20 protein-coding genes are annotated in these 21,010 nt (G+C 34.9%); 14 read left to right on the top strand and 6 right to left on the bottom strand.

The window, feature by feature from the left end; translation table 11 throughout:
- Positions 1-50 precede the first annotated feature (50 nt).
- The 3 genes from IHE43_RS11710 (at position 51) to IHE43_RS11700 (ending at position 1,720) form a co-directional block, all read left to right on the top strand.
- Positions 51-845 carry an AraC family transcriptional regulator gene (locus IHE43_RS11710; RefSeq protein ID WP_192188087.1) on the top strand — a complete coding sequence of 265 codons (795 nt, stop codon included), beginning with the start codon at positions 51-53 and terminating at the stop codon, positions 843-845.
- Between the two features lie 86 nt (positions 846-931).
- Positions 932-1,363 (top strand): DoxX family protein, encoded by a 432-nt coding sequence (locus tag IHE43_RS11705; protein ID WP_192188086.1) that lies wholly within the window; start codon positions 932-934, stop codon positions 1,361-1,363.
- A 12-nt stretch (positions 1,364-1,375) separates the two neighbouring features.
- The gene (locus IHE43_RS11700) at positions 1,376-1,720 is read left to right on the top strand and encodes a dimethylsulfonioproprionate lyase family protein (RefSeq protein ID WP_192188085.1); all 345 of its coding nucleotides are present in this window, start codon (positions 1,376-1,378) and stop codon (positions 1,718-1,720) included.
- A gap of 235 nt (positions 1,721-1,955) precedes the next feature.
- On the opposite strand, the gene IHE43_RS11695 is transcribed toward IHE43_RS11700, so the two are convergent.
- A complete protein-coding gene (locus IHE43_RS11695) occupies positions 1,956-2,930 on the bottom strand; it encodes a DUF1080 domain-containing protein (protein WP_225585480.1) in 975 nt (324 codons plus the stop codon).
- A 405-nt stretch (positions 2,931-3,335) separates the two neighbouring features.
- On the opposite strand from IHE43_RS11695, the gene IHE43_RS11690 reads away from it, so the two are divergent.
- The 4 genes from IHE43_RS11690 (at position 3,336) to IHE43_RS11675 (ending at position 5,559) form a co-directional block, all read left to right on the top strand.
- Positions 3,336-3,656: a helix-turn-helix transcriptional regulator gene (locus tag IHE43_RS11690; protein ID WP_192188084.1), complete on the top strand. Its 321-nt coding sequence runs from the start codon at positions 3,336-3,338 to the stop codon at positions 3,654-3,656.
- The gene (locus tag IHE43_RS11685) at positions 3,653-4,153 is read left to right on the top strand and encodes an SRPBCC domain-containing protein (RefSeq protein WP_192188083.1); all 501 of its coding nucleotides are present in this window, start codon (positions 3,653-3,655) and stop codon (positions 4,151-4,153) included. The genes IHE43_RS11690 and IHE43_RS11685 overlap by 4 nt, the downstream gene beginning before the upstream one ends.
- Before the next feature lie 5 nt (positions 4,154-4,158).
- Complete coding sequence (locus IHE43_RS11680; RefSeq protein ID WP_192188082.1) at positions 4,159-4,599, top strand: VOC family protein; 441 nt, start codon at positions 4,159-4,161, stop codon at positions 4,597-4,599.
- Between the two features lie 108 nt (positions 4,600-4,707).
- Positions 4,708-5,559 carry a hypothetical protein gene (locus tag IHE43_RS11675; protein ID WP_192188081.1) on the top strand — a complete coding sequence of 284 codons (852 nt, stop codon included), beginning with the start codon at positions 4,708-4,710 and terminating at the stop codon, positions 5,557-5,559.
- A gap of 68 nt (positions 5,560-5,627) precedes the next feature.
- Here the strand turns inward: IHE43_RS11675 and IHE43_RS11670 are convergent, their stop codons facing one another.
- The 3 genes from IHE43_RS11670 to IHE43_RS11660 form a co-directional block, all read right to left on the bottom strand.
- The gene (locus IHE43_RS11670) at positions 5,628-7,046 is read right to left on the bottom strand and encodes a gluconokinase (RefSeq protein ID WP_192188080.1); all 1,419 of its coding nucleotides are present in this window, start codon (positions 7,044-7,046) and stop codon (positions 5,628-5,630) included.
- Between the two features lie 8 nt (positions 7,047-7,054).
- Positions 7,055-7,498 (bottom strand): cupin domain-containing protein, encoded by a 444-nt coding sequence (locus tag IHE43_RS11665; protein ID WP_192188079.1) that lies wholly within the window; start codon positions 7,496-7,498, stop codon positions 7,055-7,057.
- 98 nt (positions 7,499-7,596) lie between these two features.
- Positions 7,597-8,610, bottom strand: coding sequence for a zinc-binding alcohol dehydrogenase family protein (locus IHE43_RS11660; RefSeq protein ID WP_192188078.1), 1,014 nt, complete (start codon positions 8,608-8,610; stop codon positions 7,597-7,599).
- Positions 8,611-8,788: 178 nt separating this feature from the next.
- On the opposite strand from IHE43_RS11660, the gene IHE43_RS11655 reads away from it, so the two are divergent.
- The 3 genes from IHE43_RS11655 to IHE43_RS23585 all read left to right on the top strand — a co-directional run bounded on the left by IHE43_RS11655 (position 8,789) and on the right by IHE43_RS23585 (position 11,826).
- On the top strand, positions 8,789-9,016 hold the full coding sequence (locus IHE43_RS11655) for a hypothetical protein (protein ID WP_192188077.1): 228 nt from the start codon (positions 8,789-8,791) through the stop codon (positions 9,014-9,016).
- 860 nt (positions 9,017-9,876) lie between these two features.
- Positions 9,877-10,800 carry an SMP-30/gluconolactonase/LRE family protein gene (locus IHE43_RS11650; protein WP_192188076.1) on the top strand — a complete coding sequence of 308 codons (924 nt, stop codon included), beginning with the start codon at positions 9,877-9,879 and terminating at the stop codon, positions 10,798-10,800.
- A gap of 105 nt (positions 10,801-10,905) precedes the next feature.
- The gene (locus tag IHE43_RS23585) at positions 10,906-11,826 is read left to right on the top strand and encodes a bifunctional helix-turn-helix transcriptional regulator/GNAT family N-acetyltransferase (protein ID WP_225585479.1); all 921 of its coding nucleotides are present in this window, start codon (positions 10,906-10,908) and stop codon (positions 11,824-11,826) included.
- Between the two features lie 38 nt (positions 11,827-11,864).
- Here IHE43_RS23585 and IHE43_RS11635 read toward each other — a convergent pair whose 3' ends face one another.
- The gene (locus IHE43_RS11635; protein WP_192188075.1) at positions 11,865-12,701 is read right to left on the bottom strand and encodes an AraC family transcriptional regulator; all 837 of its coding nucleotides are present in this window, start codon (positions 12,699-12,701) and stop codon (positions 11,865-11,867) included.
- A 98-nt stretch (positions 12,702-12,799) separates the two neighbouring features.
- On the opposite strand from IHE43_RS11635, the gene IHE43_RS11630 reads away from it, so the two are divergent.
- Entirely contained in the window at positions 12,800-13,738 is a 939-nt protein-coding gene (locus IHE43_RS11630) for a ketopantoate reductase family protein (protein ID WP_192188074.1), read from the top strand.
- A 121-nt stretch (positions 13,739-13,859) separates the two neighbouring features.
- Here the strand turns inward: IHE43_RS11630 and IHE43_RS11625 are convergent, their stop codons facing one another.
- Entirely contained in the window at positions 13,860-15,251 is a 1,392-nt protein-coding gene (locus tag IHE43_RS11625; protein WP_192188073.1) for an IS4 family transposase, read from the bottom strand.
- A gap of 455 nt (positions 15,252-15,706) precedes the next feature.
- Here IHE43_RS11625 and IHE43_RS11620 point away from each other — a divergent pair, with 455 nt between their 5' ends.
- From IHE43_RS11620 to IHE43_RS11610, 3 genes are all read left to right on the top strand, one after another.
- The gene (locus IHE43_RS11620) at positions 15,707-16,300 is read left to right on the top strand and encodes a TetR/AcrR family transcriptional regulator (protein ID WP_192188072.1); all 594 of its coding nucleotides are present in this window, start codon (positions 15,707-15,709) and stop codon (positions 16,298-16,300) included.
- A 189-nt stretch (positions 16,301-16,489) separates the two neighbouring features.
- On the top strand, positions 16,490-17,707 hold the full coding sequence (locus IHE43_RS11615; protein ID WP_192188071.1) for an efflux RND transporter periplasmic adaptor subunit: 1,218 nt from the start codon (positions 16,490-16,492) through the stop codon (positions 17,705-17,707).
- Between the two features lie 11 nt (positions 17,708-17,718).
- Positions 17,719-20,886: an efflux RND transporter permease subunit gene (locus IHE43_RS11610; RefSeq protein ID WP_192188070.1), complete on the top strand. Its 3,168-nt coding sequence runs from the start codon at positions 17,719-17,721 to the stop codon at positions 20,884-20,886.
- Positions 20,887-21,010: the final 124 nt, after the last annotated feature.

Genomic DNA, 21,010 nt, shown 5'->3' with positions numbered 1-21,010 from the left:
AAACAACTCTGCGAAATAAATCTTATTTTTGATAAAGAATTATTCCCACTATGGTTTCGATAAAAACATTTGATCAGGCGACAGATTTAGAAAATCCGAGACGTGTTTTAAAATACGTTTTAGTTTTTTGTACTTCAGGTACAACGACTATTTCTGTCGATGAAAATGAATTTATACTGACCGAAAACGCTGTTATTACCATTACTTCCGGGCAAATTCATTATTTCAAAAACATCCGGAATGCAACCGGATTTGTTCTGGAATTTACCTACGCTTTCTTTTGTAAGGATGATAATGATATGGAATTGATTTTCCACAACGGTTTATTTTGCCATTTTGCAATGAACGAAATGATTACCGTGGATCATCCTGAAATTATTGTTAGGGAATTAGAGGAAATCAGCAAAGAAATTACCGAAACGCCGTATCAATATTTAATTTCTATTCACAGCCGAATCGAATTGATTTTGATTGAAATCAACCGCACCAAAATTAATCGCGGCGACGAAATCTACAAACCCGATGCGCTTTTTCTGCATTTTCTGGAAACCACTTTGCAGAATTTCGAAAAGAATTTATCGGTAAACGAAATCGCAGCTTTAATTGGTACTACCGAGTCCAAACTAAATGAACTTTCGAAACTCCACACCAACAAAACGGCACAAAATGTCATCTTCGGGTTGGTTATTTCTGAGGCTAAAAGGCTTTTTACTTATGAAAAGCTTTCGGTGAAAGAAGTGGCTTATGCTTTGGGTTTTAATGATCCTTTTTATTTTTCAAATTTCTTCAAAAAACACACGGAGATTTCTCCAAAATCATTTAAAGGGAAAGCGGTTAATTTGTAATTACATGCTTTTTCCGGAATTCTCTATTCTTTAGCAAGCCTACTTGCAACATCTTTGTATCTCAATAATTACTAACAAATTAGTATATGAAAAGATATCAGGATTATGCAGCTTTTCTTTTGCGTATTGCATTAGCAGCAGGATTTATGTCCGCTGTTTCGAGTCGGTTAGGATTTTGGGGAAATTATTCTTCGGGCTGGGAAAATTTTCTGACTTACGCCGAAAAAGTAAATTCCTTCGCACCAAAAAATTGTATTCCAACAATCGCCATCATCGCCACTATTGCCGAATCGGTTTTGGCTTTACTCCTATTGGTTGGTTATCAAACCCGATTGGCTTCTTTTGCTGCGTCAATTTTGACTTTGCTGTTTGCACTTGCCATGACGTATTCTTTTGGCGTAAAAGATCCGCTTGATTATTCTGTATTTGTATTTGCTATGGGCGCTTTTCTTTTGGCGACTATGAAAAACTGCAAATGGAGTTTAGATGAAATTAGTATGAAAAATAAAAACAATTAAAACGGAAGTACAATGGAAAAACAAATCACAAAAAGCAGTGAAATAGACTGGAAACCTCTTATTGAAGAAGGTGTAAATACGGATGGTATTTATTCAAAGGCATTATCTTTTGATGAAGCCACAAACAGACCCAATGCCTTTTTATTAAAATTTGAAGCCGGCACTTCGTACCCCAATCACATTCACCCCGCAGGAGAAGAAATTTATGTTGTCGAAGGCGAAGTCCGCTCTGGAAAAGACGAACTCAAAAAAGGCGATTATATGTACATGCCACCCGGAAGTACGCACTCGGTCTTTTCGAAAAACGGTTGTGTATTGTTGTTTAAAGTCCCGGAGGAAGTTGTTATATTGAAGTAAAAAAATTTCCACCATATAAGTCATATAAGGTAATTTAAGGTTTGGGTTGAGTTTAAAATTTTAGAAATATAAGCTTTGATATTTTCTTTGCTATTGCAAAGAAATAGCATTAAAAACTTTACGCCTTTTCGTAATTTCTTTCCGAAAAGAAATAAAAACAAACTTATATTCCTAAGCTTTTATCCTGCGCACAAAAACTTAAATTTTCTTATATGACTTATATGGTGGAAAAAAATTATTTAGCTGGTGTTATGATAATATTGCGGTATTCTACAGGACCGTGATCACCCTGAAGAAATATTGGTCCAGGTTCTGCTTCGTTGCTGTCTATGGCTCCGCCGGTAATTCCGGGAATATACTGATTGTTGATTACGGTTTTACCATTAGCAACAACGGTTACCATTTTACCGATCAGGGTAATATCATATGTATTCCATTCGCCGGCTTCTTTAGCAACCATTTCATTTGGAACCAGAAGCCCATAAATGGCTCCCATTTGATCCAAAGCAGGTTCCATTCCCTTGCCGTCGGTTACCTGCACTTCGTAGCGACCGCGAAGATATACGCCGCTATTACTGCCTTTTGGAATACGAAATTCTATATGGAGTTTAAAATCATTAAATTTCTCGTTGGTCACGAGATTGACACCCGATTTTGGACTGCGTAAAATACCATTTTCTACAACCCATTGACTGGTGCCTTCTGTGTGCCAATCTTTTATTGAATTGTCTTTGATAAGGTGAATCGGTTTGCCCCAAACGGGTGCAGCAGTACGACGAAGTGTAGGCGCACGAACACCCGTCCAGCTTTGCGTTTTGCCATCAACAGTCTGGAGGGTTCCGAATATTTTTTCACCTTCAATTTTACCTTCCACACGAAGATCGTTGCTTCCATTCTCCCATTGCTTTGGTATTGCAAAACTAAATTTTCCATCTTTCAAATGGATTTCAGATATAGGGCGGGCGCTGCCTACTACGCACATAAATTGCCCAACAAGCGTTGTTCGACCCGAGCGCCTGATTTCAAGCCAGGCTGGCGCCGGTTTTCCGTCGACATCAATTGTTATGTCCCAACTGCCTTTCAGAGTGTCTTTTTCGACTGCATAAAGAGTATTGCTGATTATAGTTATAAGAAAAATAAATAATAAGCTCATTCCCTTATTCTTGCTAAAGAAATTAGCGAATGATTGGCTTGTGGTTTTCTGGTTCATAAAGTTTTTTTTTTGGAAATTAAAGTTAGTCAATTTACGATAAATATTGATTCGCGTGAATAATCGCATTCGCGCCAAACTTAATTTACCATATAAGTCATATAAGGTAATTTAAGCTTTGGGTAAAGATTAAAATTTTAGAAATATAAGCGTTGTTATTTTTTTGCTATCGAAGGAATAACTTAAAAACAAAAACTTCGCGACTTCATTTCCGATAACTATCTGGATTGTGAGATTTTCTTTCGCAAAATCAAAACTTATATTTCTAAGACTTTAGCTTACGTACCAAAACTTAAATTTCTTATATCACTTATATGGTGGAAAAAAATCATCAAAAAATTTGCGAAACCGAATAGTTGCACTTATATTTGCAACTGATTGGCTTCATAATTAAATTGCGACACTATGAGACGAGACATTTTTCAGGCAATAGCCGATCCGACAAGAAGGTCTATTCTAACCTTGATTGCGCTACAGGCAATGACACCAAATGCCATTGCGGAGAACTTTAATACGACACGCCAATCTGTTTCTAAACACCTTCGCATCCTTACGGAATGTGATTTAGTAAAACAAGAACAGCGTGGCAGAGAAATTTACTATTCACTTGAAATAGAAAAGATGAAAGAGATTGATAAATGGATCAAACAATTCAGAGAAATTTGGGAAACCAAGTTTAATCAGCTAGATGAACTATTAGTAACACTAAAAAAACAGAAAAAATGAAAAACGATTTGCTATTTGATTTTACCGTTGATAAACCTAAGAAAACGGTATATATAACAAGAGAATTTGCAGCAGAATTACCGCTAGTTTGGGATGCTTTTACCAAAGCAGAACTTTTGGATCAATGGGTTGCACCAAAACCATGGTCGGCCAGAACAAAACATATGAATTTTGAAGTTGGCGGGCGAAGATTTTACGCGATGGTAAGTCCGGAAGGCATGGAACGCTGGGCGGTTCAGGAATTTACTTCTATTACGCCAAAGACCAATTTTAAAATGTACAACACATTTTCGGACGAAAATGAAAACCGCGAATTACCGGGTTCTGATTGGGATTATACTTTTACTGAAGAAAACGGCATTACAAAAGTGAGTATTAGCATTTTTAATGAATCGCTTGAACGTCTGGAGAAAATGATTGAAATGGGCTTTGTACAAGGCTTTAAAATGTCTGTTGAAAAATTAGAAAAATTATTGGAAACATTATCTAAAAAATAGAAATTATGGCAGCGATTAATCCTTATGTACATTTCAACGGAAATGCCGAAGAAGCTTTTACGTTTTACAAATCTGTTTTTGGCGGCGAGTTTGCCAATATCAGTCGGTATCGGGACATCTCGAGTGATCAATATCCAATACCGGAGAATGATCAAAACAGCATTATGCACATTGCCTTGCCTATTGGTAAAACTGGTGTATTAATGGCAAGCGACGTCATGCAGGCTATGGGAAAAGTCAACGAAACCGATAACAGATACACTGTTTCCATCATTGCAGAAAGCAAGGAAGAAGCCGATAAACTTTTCAGCGGACTTTCAGCAGGCGGTAAAATTGAAATGCCCTTAATTGATGGCCCTTCAGGAAATTACTTTGGAATGTTTGCGGATAAATTTGCCGTTCAGTGGATGGTAAATTATAATCCGAAATTCAGCGGAAAGCTATAAGATTGCATTGTGATATTCAATATAAATTTTCATAAAAAGCATATATATTTATTAAACAAACGCAACCATTTAATTAAAAACACATCTTTATAGTAAAATCAATAAAAAATGAGAAAAATTTTAACTTTAATTATTGTAGTATTATTTTTTAGTTGTTCTTCAGAGAATTCGAATTCAGATGTTCCGCCAACTGGTGAAAATTCATCCGAAGTAAATCTTGCTATCGGAATCAAAAAAGATGCTGATTTAAATTTAGTATTTAAAACCTTGAACGAATTGAAATTTGATATTCGACAAATGAGTGGCTTTGTTTATAATTCGAATACTGCAGAAAGTGGAGTTAGTAATTTAATGGCCGAATTAAACAAGAAACCTTATATAAAAACAAGTGGCTGGAGTGCTACACCTTATACTGTTTATTTTAATCAGACAGAAAATAAAACTATGATTCTGAATAGTTATTTCGAAATGAATGCTGCCAACCAAACTGATTTGCTAAATTTAATTTCTTCATTAAAATGGCAAGACAGATTAAGTGAATATAAAAGTATCACCTTAAGCATTCCTGAAGGATCACAAACGTATTGGAAAACTAAAATGATGAAATATTCATTTGTAAAATGGACAGAAACATTTGATCAGGTTTGCATATCTTACGAACACGCTCCTGTACTGTCGGCAAATGTTCCCGATAGCGGAAATAGAAATCAGGTAATTCCAATTCCATTGATTTTTGTAGTTCATAATGGCTGTGGAGGCTTTAGTGCTATTACTGAAACAAATTCAGGAAATACAAAAACGATAACCGTAAAAGCTAAATATGAAGGATGTCTCTGCACTCAAAGCATTGGAAATATTCAAACAACCTATAATTTTACCTCTACAACAACAGGAATCCACACTATAAAATTTTTACAGCCTGATGGGAAGTTTTTAACGTACTCTATTACTATTCAATAAAAAACACTTTATAAACGTTTATTCTAAAGCCAGAACAATTTCAACAATTTTCGAAATTGTTCTGGCTTTTATAAATCTCTCAATATTGGATACACTTTTTTAAACTTAGTAAAAGCAGCTTCATAAACACTTTTATGATCTGTATTAGGATAAAAAGTATTTCCGGTATTGTTTTCATAACTAATATCTTTGTCCATAGATTTCATACCTATTAAGACAGCGCCCCAGGCAGAACCTTCAATAGTTTGCGAGGTTTCTACCTGCATCTGAAAAATATCGGCAACCATTTGGAGCCAAAGCTCACTTTTACCAAATCCACCACTGGCCATTATTTTGGTTTGTTTTCTTTTTTCAGGATCGGGTAGTAAAATTTCTGTAATCTGAAAGAGTCCAAATAAAATACCTTCTAAAGTCGCCCTTACCAAATGTGCCTGAGTGTGGGTAATCTGTATTCCTAAAAGAGCTCCTTGTGCTGCTGCATCCCAAATTGGAGCTCTTTCACCTAATAAATAAGGCACGAATAGCAATCCTTCAGAACCGGCGGAAATTTTTTCTGCTTCTTCAAAAAGCACTTCAAACGACTGATCGGTTTTCAATAAAGTTTCCCTGAGCCATTGCAAAATAATAGCGCCGTTATTTACAGCTCCTAAAACAAGATATTGGCCGTCCATCAAATGGTAACACTGGGTTCGCATTTGCTCGTCGAGATATGGTTTATCGATGGGTAATCGTACGGCTCCACTGGTACCAATGGTTAGAGCTATACAACCTTTATTCATCGCTCCTGTTCCCAGATTAGCCAAAGCGCCGTCGCCACCGCCTATTATGTACAGAAAATCATCTGAAACTCCTTTGCATTGATGGGTTACTTCACAAACTGTAGATAATTGCTCTGGTTTTAGGTTTAAAAAATCTAAAATTTCGGGATCCCATTGTAAAGTATGAATATTTAACAATCCGGTTCCGGATGCCATTGAAGTATCTGTACAATATTCATTCGTAAGATGGTGCCAAACATATTCTTTAATACTAATGAATTTATAGGTTTGAGAAAAAATATCGGAATCAAATTCTTTAAACCATGCAATTTTGGTCATAGGTGAAAAAGGGTGAATTGGGATTCCGGTTTTTTGATAAAAATGCTTTCCCTTTTCAGAATTCTTAATTTTTTCAGCAATGGTATTAGCTCTGTTATCGGCCCATAAAACAGCATCAGTTAAGGGGTTACCGGTTTCATCAATAGCGATAATACTTTGCATGGCTGAACTGAAACTAATAAACTGTGGCTGAATTCCTTTCGTAATTTCTGCAATACAATCTAGGACAGTCTGTAAAATCTCTTGCGGATTTTGCACACTCCAATCCGGTTTTGGATGATACATCGGATAGGCATTTGAAACCTGTTTAATCACATTTCCGTGTATGTCAAAACAAATGGCTTTTGTGGCCGTGGTTCCAATGTCGATTCCTATATAAAATGATTCCATGTTTTTTACTACTTCAAATCCTTCTTAATCACCAAATACTTCAAATCCGTTTTTCCAACATTACTAATTCCGTGTTCCATATTGGAGGGACAATAAAAACTGGTATTGGGACCAGCGGTTATGGTTTTTCCGTCAAGATAGAATTGAGCTGTACCTTCGAGAATGAAAAAGAATTCTTCTTCGACATGGTGATGCGGAGCGTGTGTTGATTTCCCAGGCTCGACGATACTCATTTTGAGTGTGTTTTCCTGAGTGAAGTTTTTATCGGCAAACCAATATTGATAACCTACTTTTGTTTTGGTGGCTTTGTCTAATTCAAAGTGGTTAACACAATTTTCAATCGTATATTTTGGTTCTGTTGAAGTCGTTTCTTTTTTTACTTCCTGTGCTTGTGCAGATTGCTGTATGAATAATGTAAGAACTGCAATGGTGATGGTTGAGGCTAGTTTCATTTTCTTTTTTATTGTAATAATACAAAAAATGCTTTTACGCAGCTCCTAAAAACAAAAAACAAGCTTTATTAGCCTGCTTTTTGTTTTTATAATTTCCTTTAAAATTTAATCGCAATTTTTCCGATCGTAGTTCCTGATTCCAGTAACTCATGCGCTTTTTTGAAATTGGAAACAGTTAGACCATTCAGTGTCGTTTTTAAGGTAGACTGAATCGTACCATTATCTAATAAATTGGCTAATTCGTTTAAAATATGATGCTGCCTGATCCTGTCTTCTGTTTGAAACGTCGAGCGTGTAAACATCGATTCCCAATGAAAACTGACACTTTTACTTTTTAATTGAAGAAGATTCACATTTTCGTCAGGAGTACTAATAGAACCAATATGTCCCTGAGGTTTTATTAGTTGTGTAAATGCATTCCAATACTGATTGGCGTCAACCAAATCCAAAATAAAATCAACTTGCTGAAAACCTGCATTACGAACTTCTTCAATCAAATTTTTATGATTTACTACGAAGTCGGCGCCTTGTTGTTTACACCATTCGATAGATTCAGGACGCGAAGCTGTAGCGATTACTGTTAATCCCGCCACTTTCTTGGCCAATTGAATGGCAACCGAACCTACTCCGCCTGCGCCGCCAATGATTAAAATACTTTTGCCTTTATCTTTCTCCGGATTGATACGAATTCGGTCAAATAAGATTTCCCAGGCTGTTAAACCGGTTAACGGCATTGCGGCCGCCTGTTCTGTTGAAAGTGATTTGGGCCTTCTACCCACAATACGTTCTTCAATAATTTGATATTCGGCATTACTGCCTTGTTTGGTAATATCGCCTGCATAGAAAACTTCGTCTCCTACTTTAAATAAACTAACCTGATCACCAACAGCTTCGACAGTTCCCACAGCATCCCAGCCTATAATTTTTGGAGTTTCTAAAACAGTTTCTTTGGCACTATTCTGGCGAATTTTAAAATCAACCGGATTAACAGAAACAGCTTCGATCTTAACTAACAAATCATGCGCTCCCGGAATTGGTTTTGGAGTTTCAAATTCAATGAAACTATCTTCTTTATCTATGGGTAACGAGGTTTTAAATCCTATTGCTTTCATCTTTTTTATCTTTTGATTTAAACTAATAACACAAAGATATTCACAAAGAAGGATTTGAGAATTGTACAAATTCGTTATGAATTGGTACATGTTTATCTTTTAGGATTTATTATTTTTATATACTTATTAATCTTGCAAATTCCAGTGCCAACAATCTATACTTAATAAGCTTTAAATCATGCACCCAATTAATATCACAATATATACCGAAGATACTTCTCAGATAGAAGCTGTAAAAACTTTTATGAAATCAATGAAGATAAAATTTGAGATCGCAAATATAAAATCTTATGAGCTAACTGCTGAACAGCAGCAAGTTTTAGATAGTCAAATTAATTTAAATAAAAATTTATATAAAGATGCTGAAACAATTTATACTGATTTGAAAAATAGTTATAAGCTATAAATCATATTTAAAGTCTATATTTCTATAATCTACGCTTCTAAATTAATAATAAAGTTGCAATACAAAAAAATACATGAAACTACTTATAAAACTAGTACTACTCACGATCATTGACTTTATAATTATTTGGTTTTGGCTAAAAGAAAACGAACCAGATCCTAGTAGTTCTCTGGTGCTTTTATTATTAATTCCATATGTAATTTTAATAAATCTTCTTATTGCTTTAGTCCTTTATTTTATAAAACGAGAGTATACAAAAGCTTTTGTAATCAACTCTTTCATTTCTGCTGTCCTAATGTATTTTTTATTTATTAATGCAATTAACATACATCAACAAAAAATAGTTGAGAGCTGGAAGTTTAATATAAAAGATACAGTATTTTAAATAAACCATTGGAAACTAGACAATACTTTTAGCATTAGTGAAAGTACTGATCCAGGCTCATCAACTGGTTTTTTGGACGGGAAATTTATAACAAGAGGAAATGAACATTATTTAACAACTGACTCTACAAAATATTACATAAAAAAGGGATACTTCTATGGTTTTAGAAATATTAACGACAGTATTAAATTGACCAAGATTGAATGATCTCCTAAGGACATTTCCTAAATCTTATAAAAAACAAACCTCTAGTCTAGCCCCGATAGAAGTGTAAATCCTTTTGTGGCGGGGTTCGACACAAAAGATTGAAACGGATAGCGGGACAGGTCGTCTTAAAAAAAATAACTCTTCTGCTCCTAAAAAAGAATATCCTCAATACTAGCAAGTGAATCTTACTTATGAACACAAAGAAATTAACTTGAGAACTATATAAATCATAGTATATTAGCCTTTCATTTTTTTTAAAGCAACCTATATGACTCCATTCCAACTTAAAATAAAATCACACCTTCTATTTGTTATTGCTTTTACTTTTACAAATTTTATATACGCTCAGCTATCAGCAGAAAAAAACCATAACTTAATTGCAAAAGGCGCAGTTCTGACAAAACTATCCGATCAATACAGTTTTACCGAAGGACCTGCCGCAGATAAAAAAGGAAATATTTATTTTACCGATCAGCCTAATAACAGAATCATGAAATGGTCCGTTAATGGCGAACTTTCTGTTTTTATGGAAAATGCAGGAAGAGCTAACGGTTTGTACTTTGATCACGAAGGCTACCTTTTGGCTTGTGCCGATGAAAAAAATGAAATTTGGAAAATAGACCAAAACAAAAATACTACTGTACTAATAAACAACTACGAAGGAAAAAGGCTGAATGGCCCCAATGATCTTTGGGTAGATCCAAAAGGCGGTATCTATTTTACTGATCCTTTTTACAAAAGAGATTACTGGATACATACCTCCAAAGAAATAGAGAAAGAATGTGTTTACTATTTATCTCCGGATAAATCCAAAATTATTAACGTTGACGATGAGCTTGTAAAACCCAATGGAATTATTGGGACTTCGGATGGAAAAACGTTATTCGTAGCGGATATATCGGCAAATAAAACGTACTCTTACACCATCAACAGTGATGGTTCTTTAGGCAAAAAAACGCTGTTTACGGAATCCGGTTCAGATGGAATGACAATAGACGAATCCGGAAACATTTACTTAACCGGAAAAGGAGTTACCGTATTTAATCCACAGGGAGAAAAAATAACCCATATTGAGGTTCCTGAACCGTGGACAGCAAACGTTTGTTTTGGAGGGAAAAAATTTAAAACATTATTTATTACTGCCGGTAAAAGTGTTTATACGTTAGAAATGAACGTTCGGGGAATGAAATAATACACCCATTTTAGAAACCCAAACATTATAAATAAAACTTAAATTTCACTTTTGATTTTGAACATATGTAGTTAACTACGTAAATTTGCATACAAATTATTTGTTATGGTATTAGAAAAATCAAAATCATTAGTATTAGGGAATCTTTTGCAGCGTTTGACAGAGAACTTGCGGAAAGAAGCACAGCTATTTTACAGGAGTCAGAATATTGATTTTGAACCGAAATGGTTTCCGGTAATTTATGTGCTTTCGCAAAGAAAGGCGATTAGTGTAGTGGAACTATCACAGGAAATTGGGTATTCTCATCCGACGACGATTTCTCTTTTGAAGGAATTAGAGAAAAAAGAACTTATTGGTTCTACTAAAGATGCCAAAGACGAAAGAAAACGACTGATCACACTCACAGAAAAAGCAAATGAACTCATACAACAACTGCAACCGTTGTGGGCTGTTATGACGCAGGCTTTAGTGGAATTGACTGATACCGAGAATAATTTGTACAAAGCCATAAACGAAGTAAATCAAAACTTAAAAACAAAAAACCTTTTTGACCGAATGACAACAATTAAAGAAATGAGCCTTAATACTCCTGAAAAAGCAATAGTTAATGATATTAAAGTAGAGAAAATTGAAGATCCTAAACTAGAATCGATCGCATTTGCTATTAGAAGGCAAGTTTTTGTTGAAGAGCAAAATGTATCGCAGGAACGCGAATCTATGGATGATGCCGAGGCGATTCATTATCTCGCAACGGTAAACGGTTTGCCTGCCGGAACGGCGCGCTACAGAATTATGGAGAAAGGAGCAAAAATTGAACGTATTGCGGTTTTGAGTACTTATCGCGGAAAAAAAGTTGGAGAAGCTATTCTGAAAAAAATTGTGGAAGATTTACGCGACGAAAAGAAGATTTACCTTTATGCGCAGGTCAATGCCAGTCCGTTTTATATTAAAAACGGATTTACACAAACCAATAATTATTTCCTGGATGCCGGAATTGAGCATGTCGAAATGGATTTGGTTAAATAAAAGTGAAATAAAGTATTTCTTAGCAGAGGATATTGCTGCTAAGAAATGCTTAACGATTTTTTAAATTCGGATGGTGAGATTCCGGTGCTTTTCATCATGAATTTATTAAAATGACTACTATCAATAAAACCTAAATCGTTACCAATTTCTGAAAAAGTTAAATTGCTTTTGGTCATTTTTTCGGTTACAACTTTAAGCTTGGTCTGCACAATATAATCTCTTAAAGTAATATTTAAATGATTTTTAAAATATTCGCCAATGTAATGGATCGAAACATTAAAATGACTGGACATTTCTTTTTTCTTCAGCAAATGCGGGTTTGCAATGTTTGATCGAATATAGCTTAAAATTGTATCAATCTTTAATATTTCAGTAGTTTGTAAATTTAAATTGTTTTCATTTAAAGCGGCATTTCGGCGAATTATTTGAATCAATGCCGTCATTAAACTTTTGATTATAAGTTCGTTTTGCCCTTTTGGTTTGGCAACTTCGTCTAATATTTTTACAATAAGTATTTCGCAAAACGCTTTATCATCTTCAAGAAAAATTAAATTTCCATTGGTTTGATTGTGGTAATAAAACAATTTTTCGATCTCTTCGATTTCTTTTTTATTCGAAAAGAAATTAGGTAAAAAGCGCAGGCAATGAAACTTTGTTGGTTTTAGGGTTTTAAACGAATGATAATCTTTTGGCGTGAGCAAATAAATATCGTGTTCTTTATAATCGTGATGAATTGAATTTAAGATGTGATTTCCTTTTCCGTATTCAATGTAGAGTAATTCGAAAAAATTGTGTCGGTGGACTTCCTTCTTCCACGTCAATTCTTCGACAGAATAAATTTCGAAATCTTTGTATATAAAAAAGGTGTCTTTCATAATCCTTAATTTTTACAAATATAACCTATATTTTTACATCCTATAATAAAACTTAACGCACTTACTTTGCATCGATAATTAAAACCTAAAACGACAACATGAACTCAGAAACAATAAAAATAGGAATACTTGGAATTGGTGGAATCGGCGGATTTGTTGGTGCTCCATTGGTAAAAAAATACAAAGACAGTACGACCAAAATCATTTTTATTTGCAGAGGCGAAACTAAAAACGCCATTCAAAATGAAGGTTTATTGTTTGAATCTAAAGGCGAAACAGAAATACTATTTCCTAATTTAGTATCTGATAATCCGGCAGAAATAGGAATTTTGGATGTATTAATCCTTACATCGAAATCTTATTCCATAAAAGATGTGTTGTCTACTTATAAAGATTGTATAAATGCTGAGACTATTATAATCACTTTGCAAAACGTGGTAAATGCCAAAGAAATTATCCGTGAGACATTACCTCACTCAGGTCAAATTATGGAAGGTTGTATTTATGTTGCTTCGAATGTAAAGAAACCAGGACATATACAGCATGTTGGTGGTCCCGGAAAAATTTTCGTTGGCGGAAAAGAAAATAAACCTTTGATCGATTTATTAGCAGCTGGAGGTCTGGACATTACTTATCTGGAAAATATTAATGAAACGTTATGGAAGAAATATTTGTTTGTTGCGCCGGTTGCAGCCATAACTTCTGCTTATAAAGTTAGTTTTGGTGAACTTTTGGAAGATCAAAATTTAATGCATATTTTGGAGAATATGATGATTGAGATTCAATTGCTTGCTCTCAGAAACAATATCAGTTTGACAAACGAAGACATTGAAACCGCTAAAAATTTATTGACTAAATTTCCATTTGAATCGAAATCGTCTTTGCAATTGGATTTTGAAAACAACAATCAGACTGAAAAACAATTTTTGGTTGATTATGTAATTGAAAATGCCAATAAATACGGAATTCAAACTCCATTTTATAATAATGTGAATGAGAAAATAAGAGCTTCTTATATCGTTTCTAAATCAGAATGAATTATTAAAACGAAATCTTTATATATTTTAAATGGACTAAAGTCCAGTTTAACGTATAGTTTTGCATTTTTTTAGTATCATTTTATGAAAACTGAACCTCTCGTCTAGCCCCGATAGAAGCCTACCGTCTGGACACATCTTGGAATAGTTGCCATCCTTGCATAATTGAAGTAAATTTCTGCATTCCAATCCAAAATGTAGTTATTCCAGGTTTGCGTTCTGAAGCATATCCTTTCCATCCACCCAATCTGGCAATTGCCCAAACATATCGTTTTAAATCTTTACTTAAATATGGGTTTTTCAATCTCTCAGTCTTCCCTTCTAAAGCTATTATTTGATATTCCAGACATTTTATTTCATCTTCTGAAAAGCAACTACTGGATTCTATTTCTTCTTCAGGACAATTATAGGCTATTTGCATTAAAAATAACTTCACAATAGTTTCCATCATCAGTAAGGAAAGTTTGCGAATCGATTTAGCATAAGTCAATTCACTTGCCTCTATGTTAAAGCCTTCTTTTTTTAAGATTCTAAAAATCTCTTCTATAACCCAGCGGCAAGTATACCAAGAAATACAGTTCAAAGCTGTTTCTAAATTCTCAATATTTATAGTGGTCAATAATCTCCAACATATTGGATTTTCAACATCGGTATTTATTTCTTTGGCTTCTATGATATTAAGTGTGATATTTTGCGGAGCAGTTTTAGAACTTAAATCATTTTTGTTTATTGTTACTCCAGAGTAGCGAACTTCTAAAATTGCTTCTCGCTTTTTTATATTTCTTCTCTTGTCGCCCTCCAATTCTATACAATAAGTTCCTCTGGGTGGTTGGTTTGCGATATAATCAAAAAGTTTTGTCTTATTTGAAAGAGTTCTATTGGCTCTTGCTCGAACTAATAGATGTGTTTTTTGGTCGGGAACAATCCCAAATTGCTCATAAATATCACCTTCTCTATCCTGAATGATTATAATTTCTTTTGCTTGACTTAATACCTTTTTTGAGTTTTGTGAAGATTCTATCCATTTATAAGATTCTTTTTCTTCTATTGGAAGTTTATTATAATCCCGCTGTTTTTTAGTTAGTTTCTCCAAAGGTCGATTCCATATCCTGACATCAGAAAAACCATAGGGAACTAATGTCTGAGCATCTAAAACAAAACTGGGATGAAGTAAAAATCCAATACCTCCCTTAACGGCATTGGTTGTACCAATGTAATGATCCTTTTTTACTCTGTTTTTATGGTTGTATAAATTAACTTCGGTAGTATCCTGAATACACAAAAGAACTTTGTTTGAGCAAGATGAAACGCAATTAGCCCTCATATTGCGTATAATATCTGATTCGGAAACATTATCATTTTGCAAAAAACGGTAAAAAGATTTTGCTTCAGAATCACTTTGAGTAATTTGACGAATCGAATGAACACTATTCTTAAATAATTTGTCTAAAATTATGTTTCCTCTCTTTAATAAACGCTGATCCTTTATATCGCTTAATTGTCTTTCTCTCAAAATTTATTTTTTGCCAAATATAAATATTTGTGTCCAGACGGTAGGATAGAAGCGGTATCTCCCGATTTAGAAAAACAAGGCTTTTTAGCCGTAGTTTTTGTTAATCGGGAATATAGCGGATAGCGGGACTAAACGTTTGAGAATATGGAAACTTCTGCTCCTAAAAAATCAAATTATTTTAAATTTTGAACGAATTTTTATTCGTCACGAAGAAAATGAGACGTTTTTCTGAATTAAAAAGTATCCAAATGATCTTAATCGGAACTGAATTTTAGTTAAACTTTAATTAAAATTAGACTTTCAGAAAATATAAAACCTTTCGTAAACCCTTATTCTACAGCTATTTTAATATTCTCTATGGCAAAATAAGAAAAAATTATAATGAAATTATATTATAATTAGAAAAACCGACATACATTTGCCTAACGGTGTTAGATTATTTAATACTTATCAAAATGGCAAGTAAAGATCGTATTTTAAGACAAAAAGAAGAGACAAGAAATAATATTCTTGGCGCTGCTTATGATATCGTAAAAGAAGAAGGTTGGAATGGTTTGAGTATGCGTAAGATTGCAGATAAAATTGAATATACAGCTCCTATCATCTATGAGTATTTTTCTAATAAAGATGCCATATTAACAGAGTTGACAGGCAAAGGTTTCATTAAGTTATCGAAAGAACTTCAGGAAGCCAGAGCAAAATTTGACAAACCAGAAGATCAATTAGAAGCCATGTGGATGGCCTATTGGGATTTTGCCTTTACAGACACTGAAATGTATCAGGTAATGTTTGGTGTACAAATGAATTGTTGTTCGCAGCAATGTTCAGCTGCAGAGGCGCCTTATAAATTATTTACTGCGGTCATAGCGGAAATTATGAAAAACAGTAATCCGAGTGAGGATATTATTAAACAGAAGTATTTTACTTTCTTTTCTGTTATTCACGGTTTAATTGCCATTAATATCATTAATAAAAGTGATGTCATGGCAACCATAAATGCTCAAATTTTAAAAGATGCCATTAGTGGTATCATCAAATCAATACAGTAAAAAAATTTTCCATTCTACTTAACAGTGTTAGAAAATTTAATTAGAGTAATTTAGTAACCTTTTTTTACTATTTACTTAACAATGATAAATAATTTAATACCGATTTTTTTAAAGGATCGGAATGGGCTCACTATATGGAATTTTGCCCTCTTTAACTTAACATCGTTAGATAATTTAATACAATTAATTATGAATCCCGGGAATACAAGAATACAAAAGATTTTAACTCAAATAAATGTCCAACAAATTAAAACCAATATGAAAATGAAAAATGTAATTATAACCAGTTTTATTCTGGCACTTGTACTAAGTAGTTGTGCAGATAAAGCGCAGGCTCCTGCTCCGGCAGCTCCTCTCCTGCCTGTTTTAGCGATTCAAAACTCTGATGCTGTTACTGATGCTGAATATCCAGCTTCGATACAAGGAACAGTAGACGTGGAGATTCGCCCGCAAGTAAGCGGAAACCTTGATCGCGTTTTAGTAGATGAAGGTGCTTATGTAAATAAAGGTCAAACTTTATTCAAAATAAACGAACGCCCTTTCCGTGAGCAATTAAATAATGCTTTGGCCAGCCTTCATGCTTCTGAAGCAGCTTTAATAAACGCTCAGTTAGAAGTAGACAAATTAACTCCTTTAGTACAAAATAAAGTAGTTTCTGATTATCAGTTAAAAACTGCCAAAGCTTCTCAAAAAATTGCTGCTGCTAATATCGAGCAAGCAAGAGCAATGGTAGAATCGGCTAAAATTAATTTAGGATACACTAATGTAACAGCCCCTGTTAGTGGTTACATTGGAAGATTACCTAAAAAACAAGGAAGTTTAGTTTCGGCTACTGATATTGAACCGTTAACCAAACTTTCTGATGTGCACGAAGTTTTTGTTTACTTCTCTTTAGGTGAAACTGATTTCATCAAATTCAAATCGCAATATGCAGGAAATACCCTTGGTGATAAAATCAAAAAATTACCTCCTGTAACTTTAATTCTTGCTGATAATAATGCTTATGCACAATCAGGAAAAATTGATATGGTGGATGGTCAATTTGATAAAAACACGGGTGCGATTACTTTAAGAGCGACTTTCCCAAATGCAAACGGAACTTTACGTTCTGGAAATACAGGAAAAATTCGTTTAGGAATCAATCATGACGATGCGATTCTGGTACCACAATCGGCTACGATAGAAATGCAGGATAAAGTGTTTGTTTATACCCTAAACAAAGGAAATAAAGTAAACAAAATGCCTATCACGATTCTTGGTAAAAGCGGAACCAATTACCTGATTAAAGATGGTGTAAAATCTGGCGACCAAATTGTATTGAGCGGAATCGATAAACTTCAGGAAGGACAAGTGATCCAACCTCAAAAATCAACTGCTGAAGTTGCCCAAATAATTAACAAAAAATAATTTTTACGACAATGTTCAAAATATTTATACAAAGACCTGTACTGGCAACCGTAATCTCCATTTTATTGGTGATCCTGGGTGTACTTGGACTTACAAAATTGCCCTTACAACAGTTTCCTGATATTGCGCCACCATCGGTTTTAGTAACGGCGGTTTATCCGGGAGCGAATGCCGAAACGGTTTTACGTTCGGTTGCACCGTCTCTGGAAGAATCAATAAATGGTGTTGAAAACATGACGTACATGAGTTCAACAGCGAGTAACGATGGTACATTAGCGATTACTGTTTTCTTTAAATTAGGTACAGATGCCGATCAGGCCGCAGTTAACGTTCAGAACAGAGTTGCTCAGGCGACAAGTCAGTTGCCTGCAGAGGTTGTTCAGCAAGGTGTAATCACCGCAAAACAACAAAACAGTTTCATCATGGCGATTGGTATATATACCGAAGACGAATCGAAATACGATCAGACTTTTGTTGCCAATTATGCTCAAATTAATATTATTCCGGAGATTAAACGTATTCCGGGTGTTGGTTCTGCCAGTATTTTTGGTGGAGTTAAAGATTACTCGATGAGAGTTTGGTTAAACCCTACTCAAATGTCGACTTATAATGTTACGCCAAATGAAGTTATGGCAGCTATTCAGGACAAAAGTTTAGAAGCTGCTCCGGGTAAATTTGGAGAAAGAAGTAAAGAAGTTTTTGAATATGTAATTAAATACAAAGGGAAACTTACCAAACCGGAGGATTATCAAAACATTGCGATTCGTTCCAATGCTGACGGTTCTATTCTTCGTTTAAAAGATGTTGCCAGAGTTGAGCTTGGTGCTTATTCTTATAACAGTTTAACTCGTTTGAACGGTAAAAAAGGAGTTGTAATTGGTGTTATTCAGTTAGCAGGTTCTAACTCAAATGAAATTCAGATTGCGATTAATAAATTGATGGTGAAAGCCTCTAAAGATTTCCCAGCTGGGATAAAACACAATATTTTCTATAGTACAAAAGTATCGTTAGACCAATCGATCGAACAGGTTGAACATACTTTGATTGAAGCTTTTATACTGGTATTTATTGTGGTATTCATCTTCTTGCAGGATTTCAGATCAACATTAATTCCGGCCATTGCTGTACCTGTAGCAATTTTAGGAACGTTCTTCTTCATGCAGTTATTCGGATTTTCGATCAACCTTTTAACGCTTTTCGCTTTAATCTTAGCGATTGGTATTGTGGTGGATGATGCGATTGTCGTCGTCGAAGCCGTGCATGCGAAAATGGAGCACAAACATTTGTCTCCAAAAGTAGCCACACATGAAGCAATGCACGAAATAACGGGTGCTATTATCTCGATTACGCTGGTAATGGCTGCTGTATTCCTGCCGGTCGGTTTTATGGAAGGTTCAACGGGAGTATTCTATCGTCAGTTTGCTTTTACAATGGCAATTGCAATTGTAATTTCAGCCGTCAACGCTTTGACATTGTCCCCTGCCCTTGCCGCTTTATTCTTAAAAGATAATCATGCTGCACACGAAGGAGATGCTCCATACAAAAAACAAGGATTTAAAGAAAAATTCTTTACCGGATTCAACAATAGTTTTGAATCATTGACCAACCGTTATGTAGGCGGATTAAAATTCTTAATTCGTAACAAATGGGTTAGTTTAGGTGGATTGGCTTTAATTACTTTCGCAACAATTGTAATGGTTAAAACCACTCCTGCAGGATTTATCCCAACAGAAGATCAAGGTTTTATCGCCATTGCAGTTAATACACCATCCGGAACATCTCTTGACGGAACTCAGAAAGTAATGACGCAGGCGGAAAACACTTTAAAACGTTTAGATGCATCACGATTTGTAACAGCTATCTCTGGTTTCAACTTATTGACGAATTCTACAAGCCCTTCATCGGCAGTTGTTTTCGTATTGCTTAAACCAAATGAAGAACGTGGTGATGTTAAAAATATTGAGGAAATCATGAATCAGGTTCGTGGCCAATTGGGCGCGATTTCAGGTGGAAGTTTCTTCGTATTCAGTTTCCCAACCGTTCCTGGATTTAGTAATGTTGAAGCTTTGGATTTAGTTCTTCAGGACAAAACCGGGGGTAAGCTGGACAAGTTTAGTGGAATCTCACAAAACTTTATTGGAGAGCTAATGAAACGCCCTGAAATCGCGGTAGCTTTTACCAGTTTCAAAGCCGATTATCCTCAATTACAATTGGATATTAACGATGAAAAAGCAGATCAGTTAGGTGTTAAAGTAAAAGATATTCTGCAAACGATGCAGGCTTATTTTGGTAGTGCACAAGCATCCGACTTTAACCGATTTGGTAAATATTACCGAGTTGTAGTTCAGGCAGATATAGCCGACAGAGCAGATCCATCAGCAATTGACAGAGTTTTTGTAAAAAACAAAAATGGCGAAATGGTCCCAATAAATACTCTGGTAAAACTAAGCCGTATTTATGGCTCTGAAACCGCTTCAAGATACAACTTGTTTAATTCGATTTCAATTAATGCGATTCCGAAACCTGGATTTAGTTCCGGAGATGCCATTAAAGCGATTGAAGAAGTAGCAGCTCAACAATTACCTGCAGGTTATAGTTATGAATTCTCAGGACAAACCCGTGAAGAAATTTCTTCCGGAGGTCAATCGGCAACAATTTTCTTACTGTGTTTGATATTCGTCTATTTCTTACTTGCTGCACAGTACGAAAGTTACATCTTGCCTTTAGCAGTAATCTTATCAATACCTGCAGGAATTTTTGGAGTATTTGTAGCGATTGGTTTAACAGGAATTGAAAACAACATTTATGTACAGGTTGCATTGGTAATGTTAATTGGATTGCTCGCCAAGAACGCGATTTTGATTGTCGAGTTCGCCGTCCAGAAACGAAAATCCGGACAGGCCTTGGTTAAAGCTTCTATCGATGCAGCTAAACTACGTTTACGTCCAATTATCATGACGTCACTGGCTTTCGTAGTAGGATTAATTCCGATGATGAGTGCCAAAGGACCATCAGCACAAGGTAACCACTCGATTAGTATTGGTGCCGCCGGAGGTATGATTTCAGGAGTAATTCTTGGGTTGTTGATCATCCCGGTTTTATTCATCGTATTCCAACATTTACAAGAAAAAGTTACTGGAAAACCGGTAGCTGTAGTTCATAACGAAGAAGAAAAATAAATATGGAAAATTATATAACGACAATTCTGGTGGCCATTATATTTGGCATCGGCTATATATCGTACAGAATCTCAAGAGATCTTGAAACTAAAAAAGATACTTGTACAGAAATTTAATGACAAAA

Origin of the sequence: Flavobacterium sp. MDT1-60 (assembly GCF_014844035.1) — a bacterium.
Taxonomy (GTDB): Bacteria; Bacteroidota; Bacteroidia; order Flavobacteriales; family Flavobacteriaceae; genus Flavobacterium.
The sequence above is the reverse complement of the archived record's forward strand: the minus strand, read 5'-3'. Positions and strand labels throughout refer to the sequence as shown.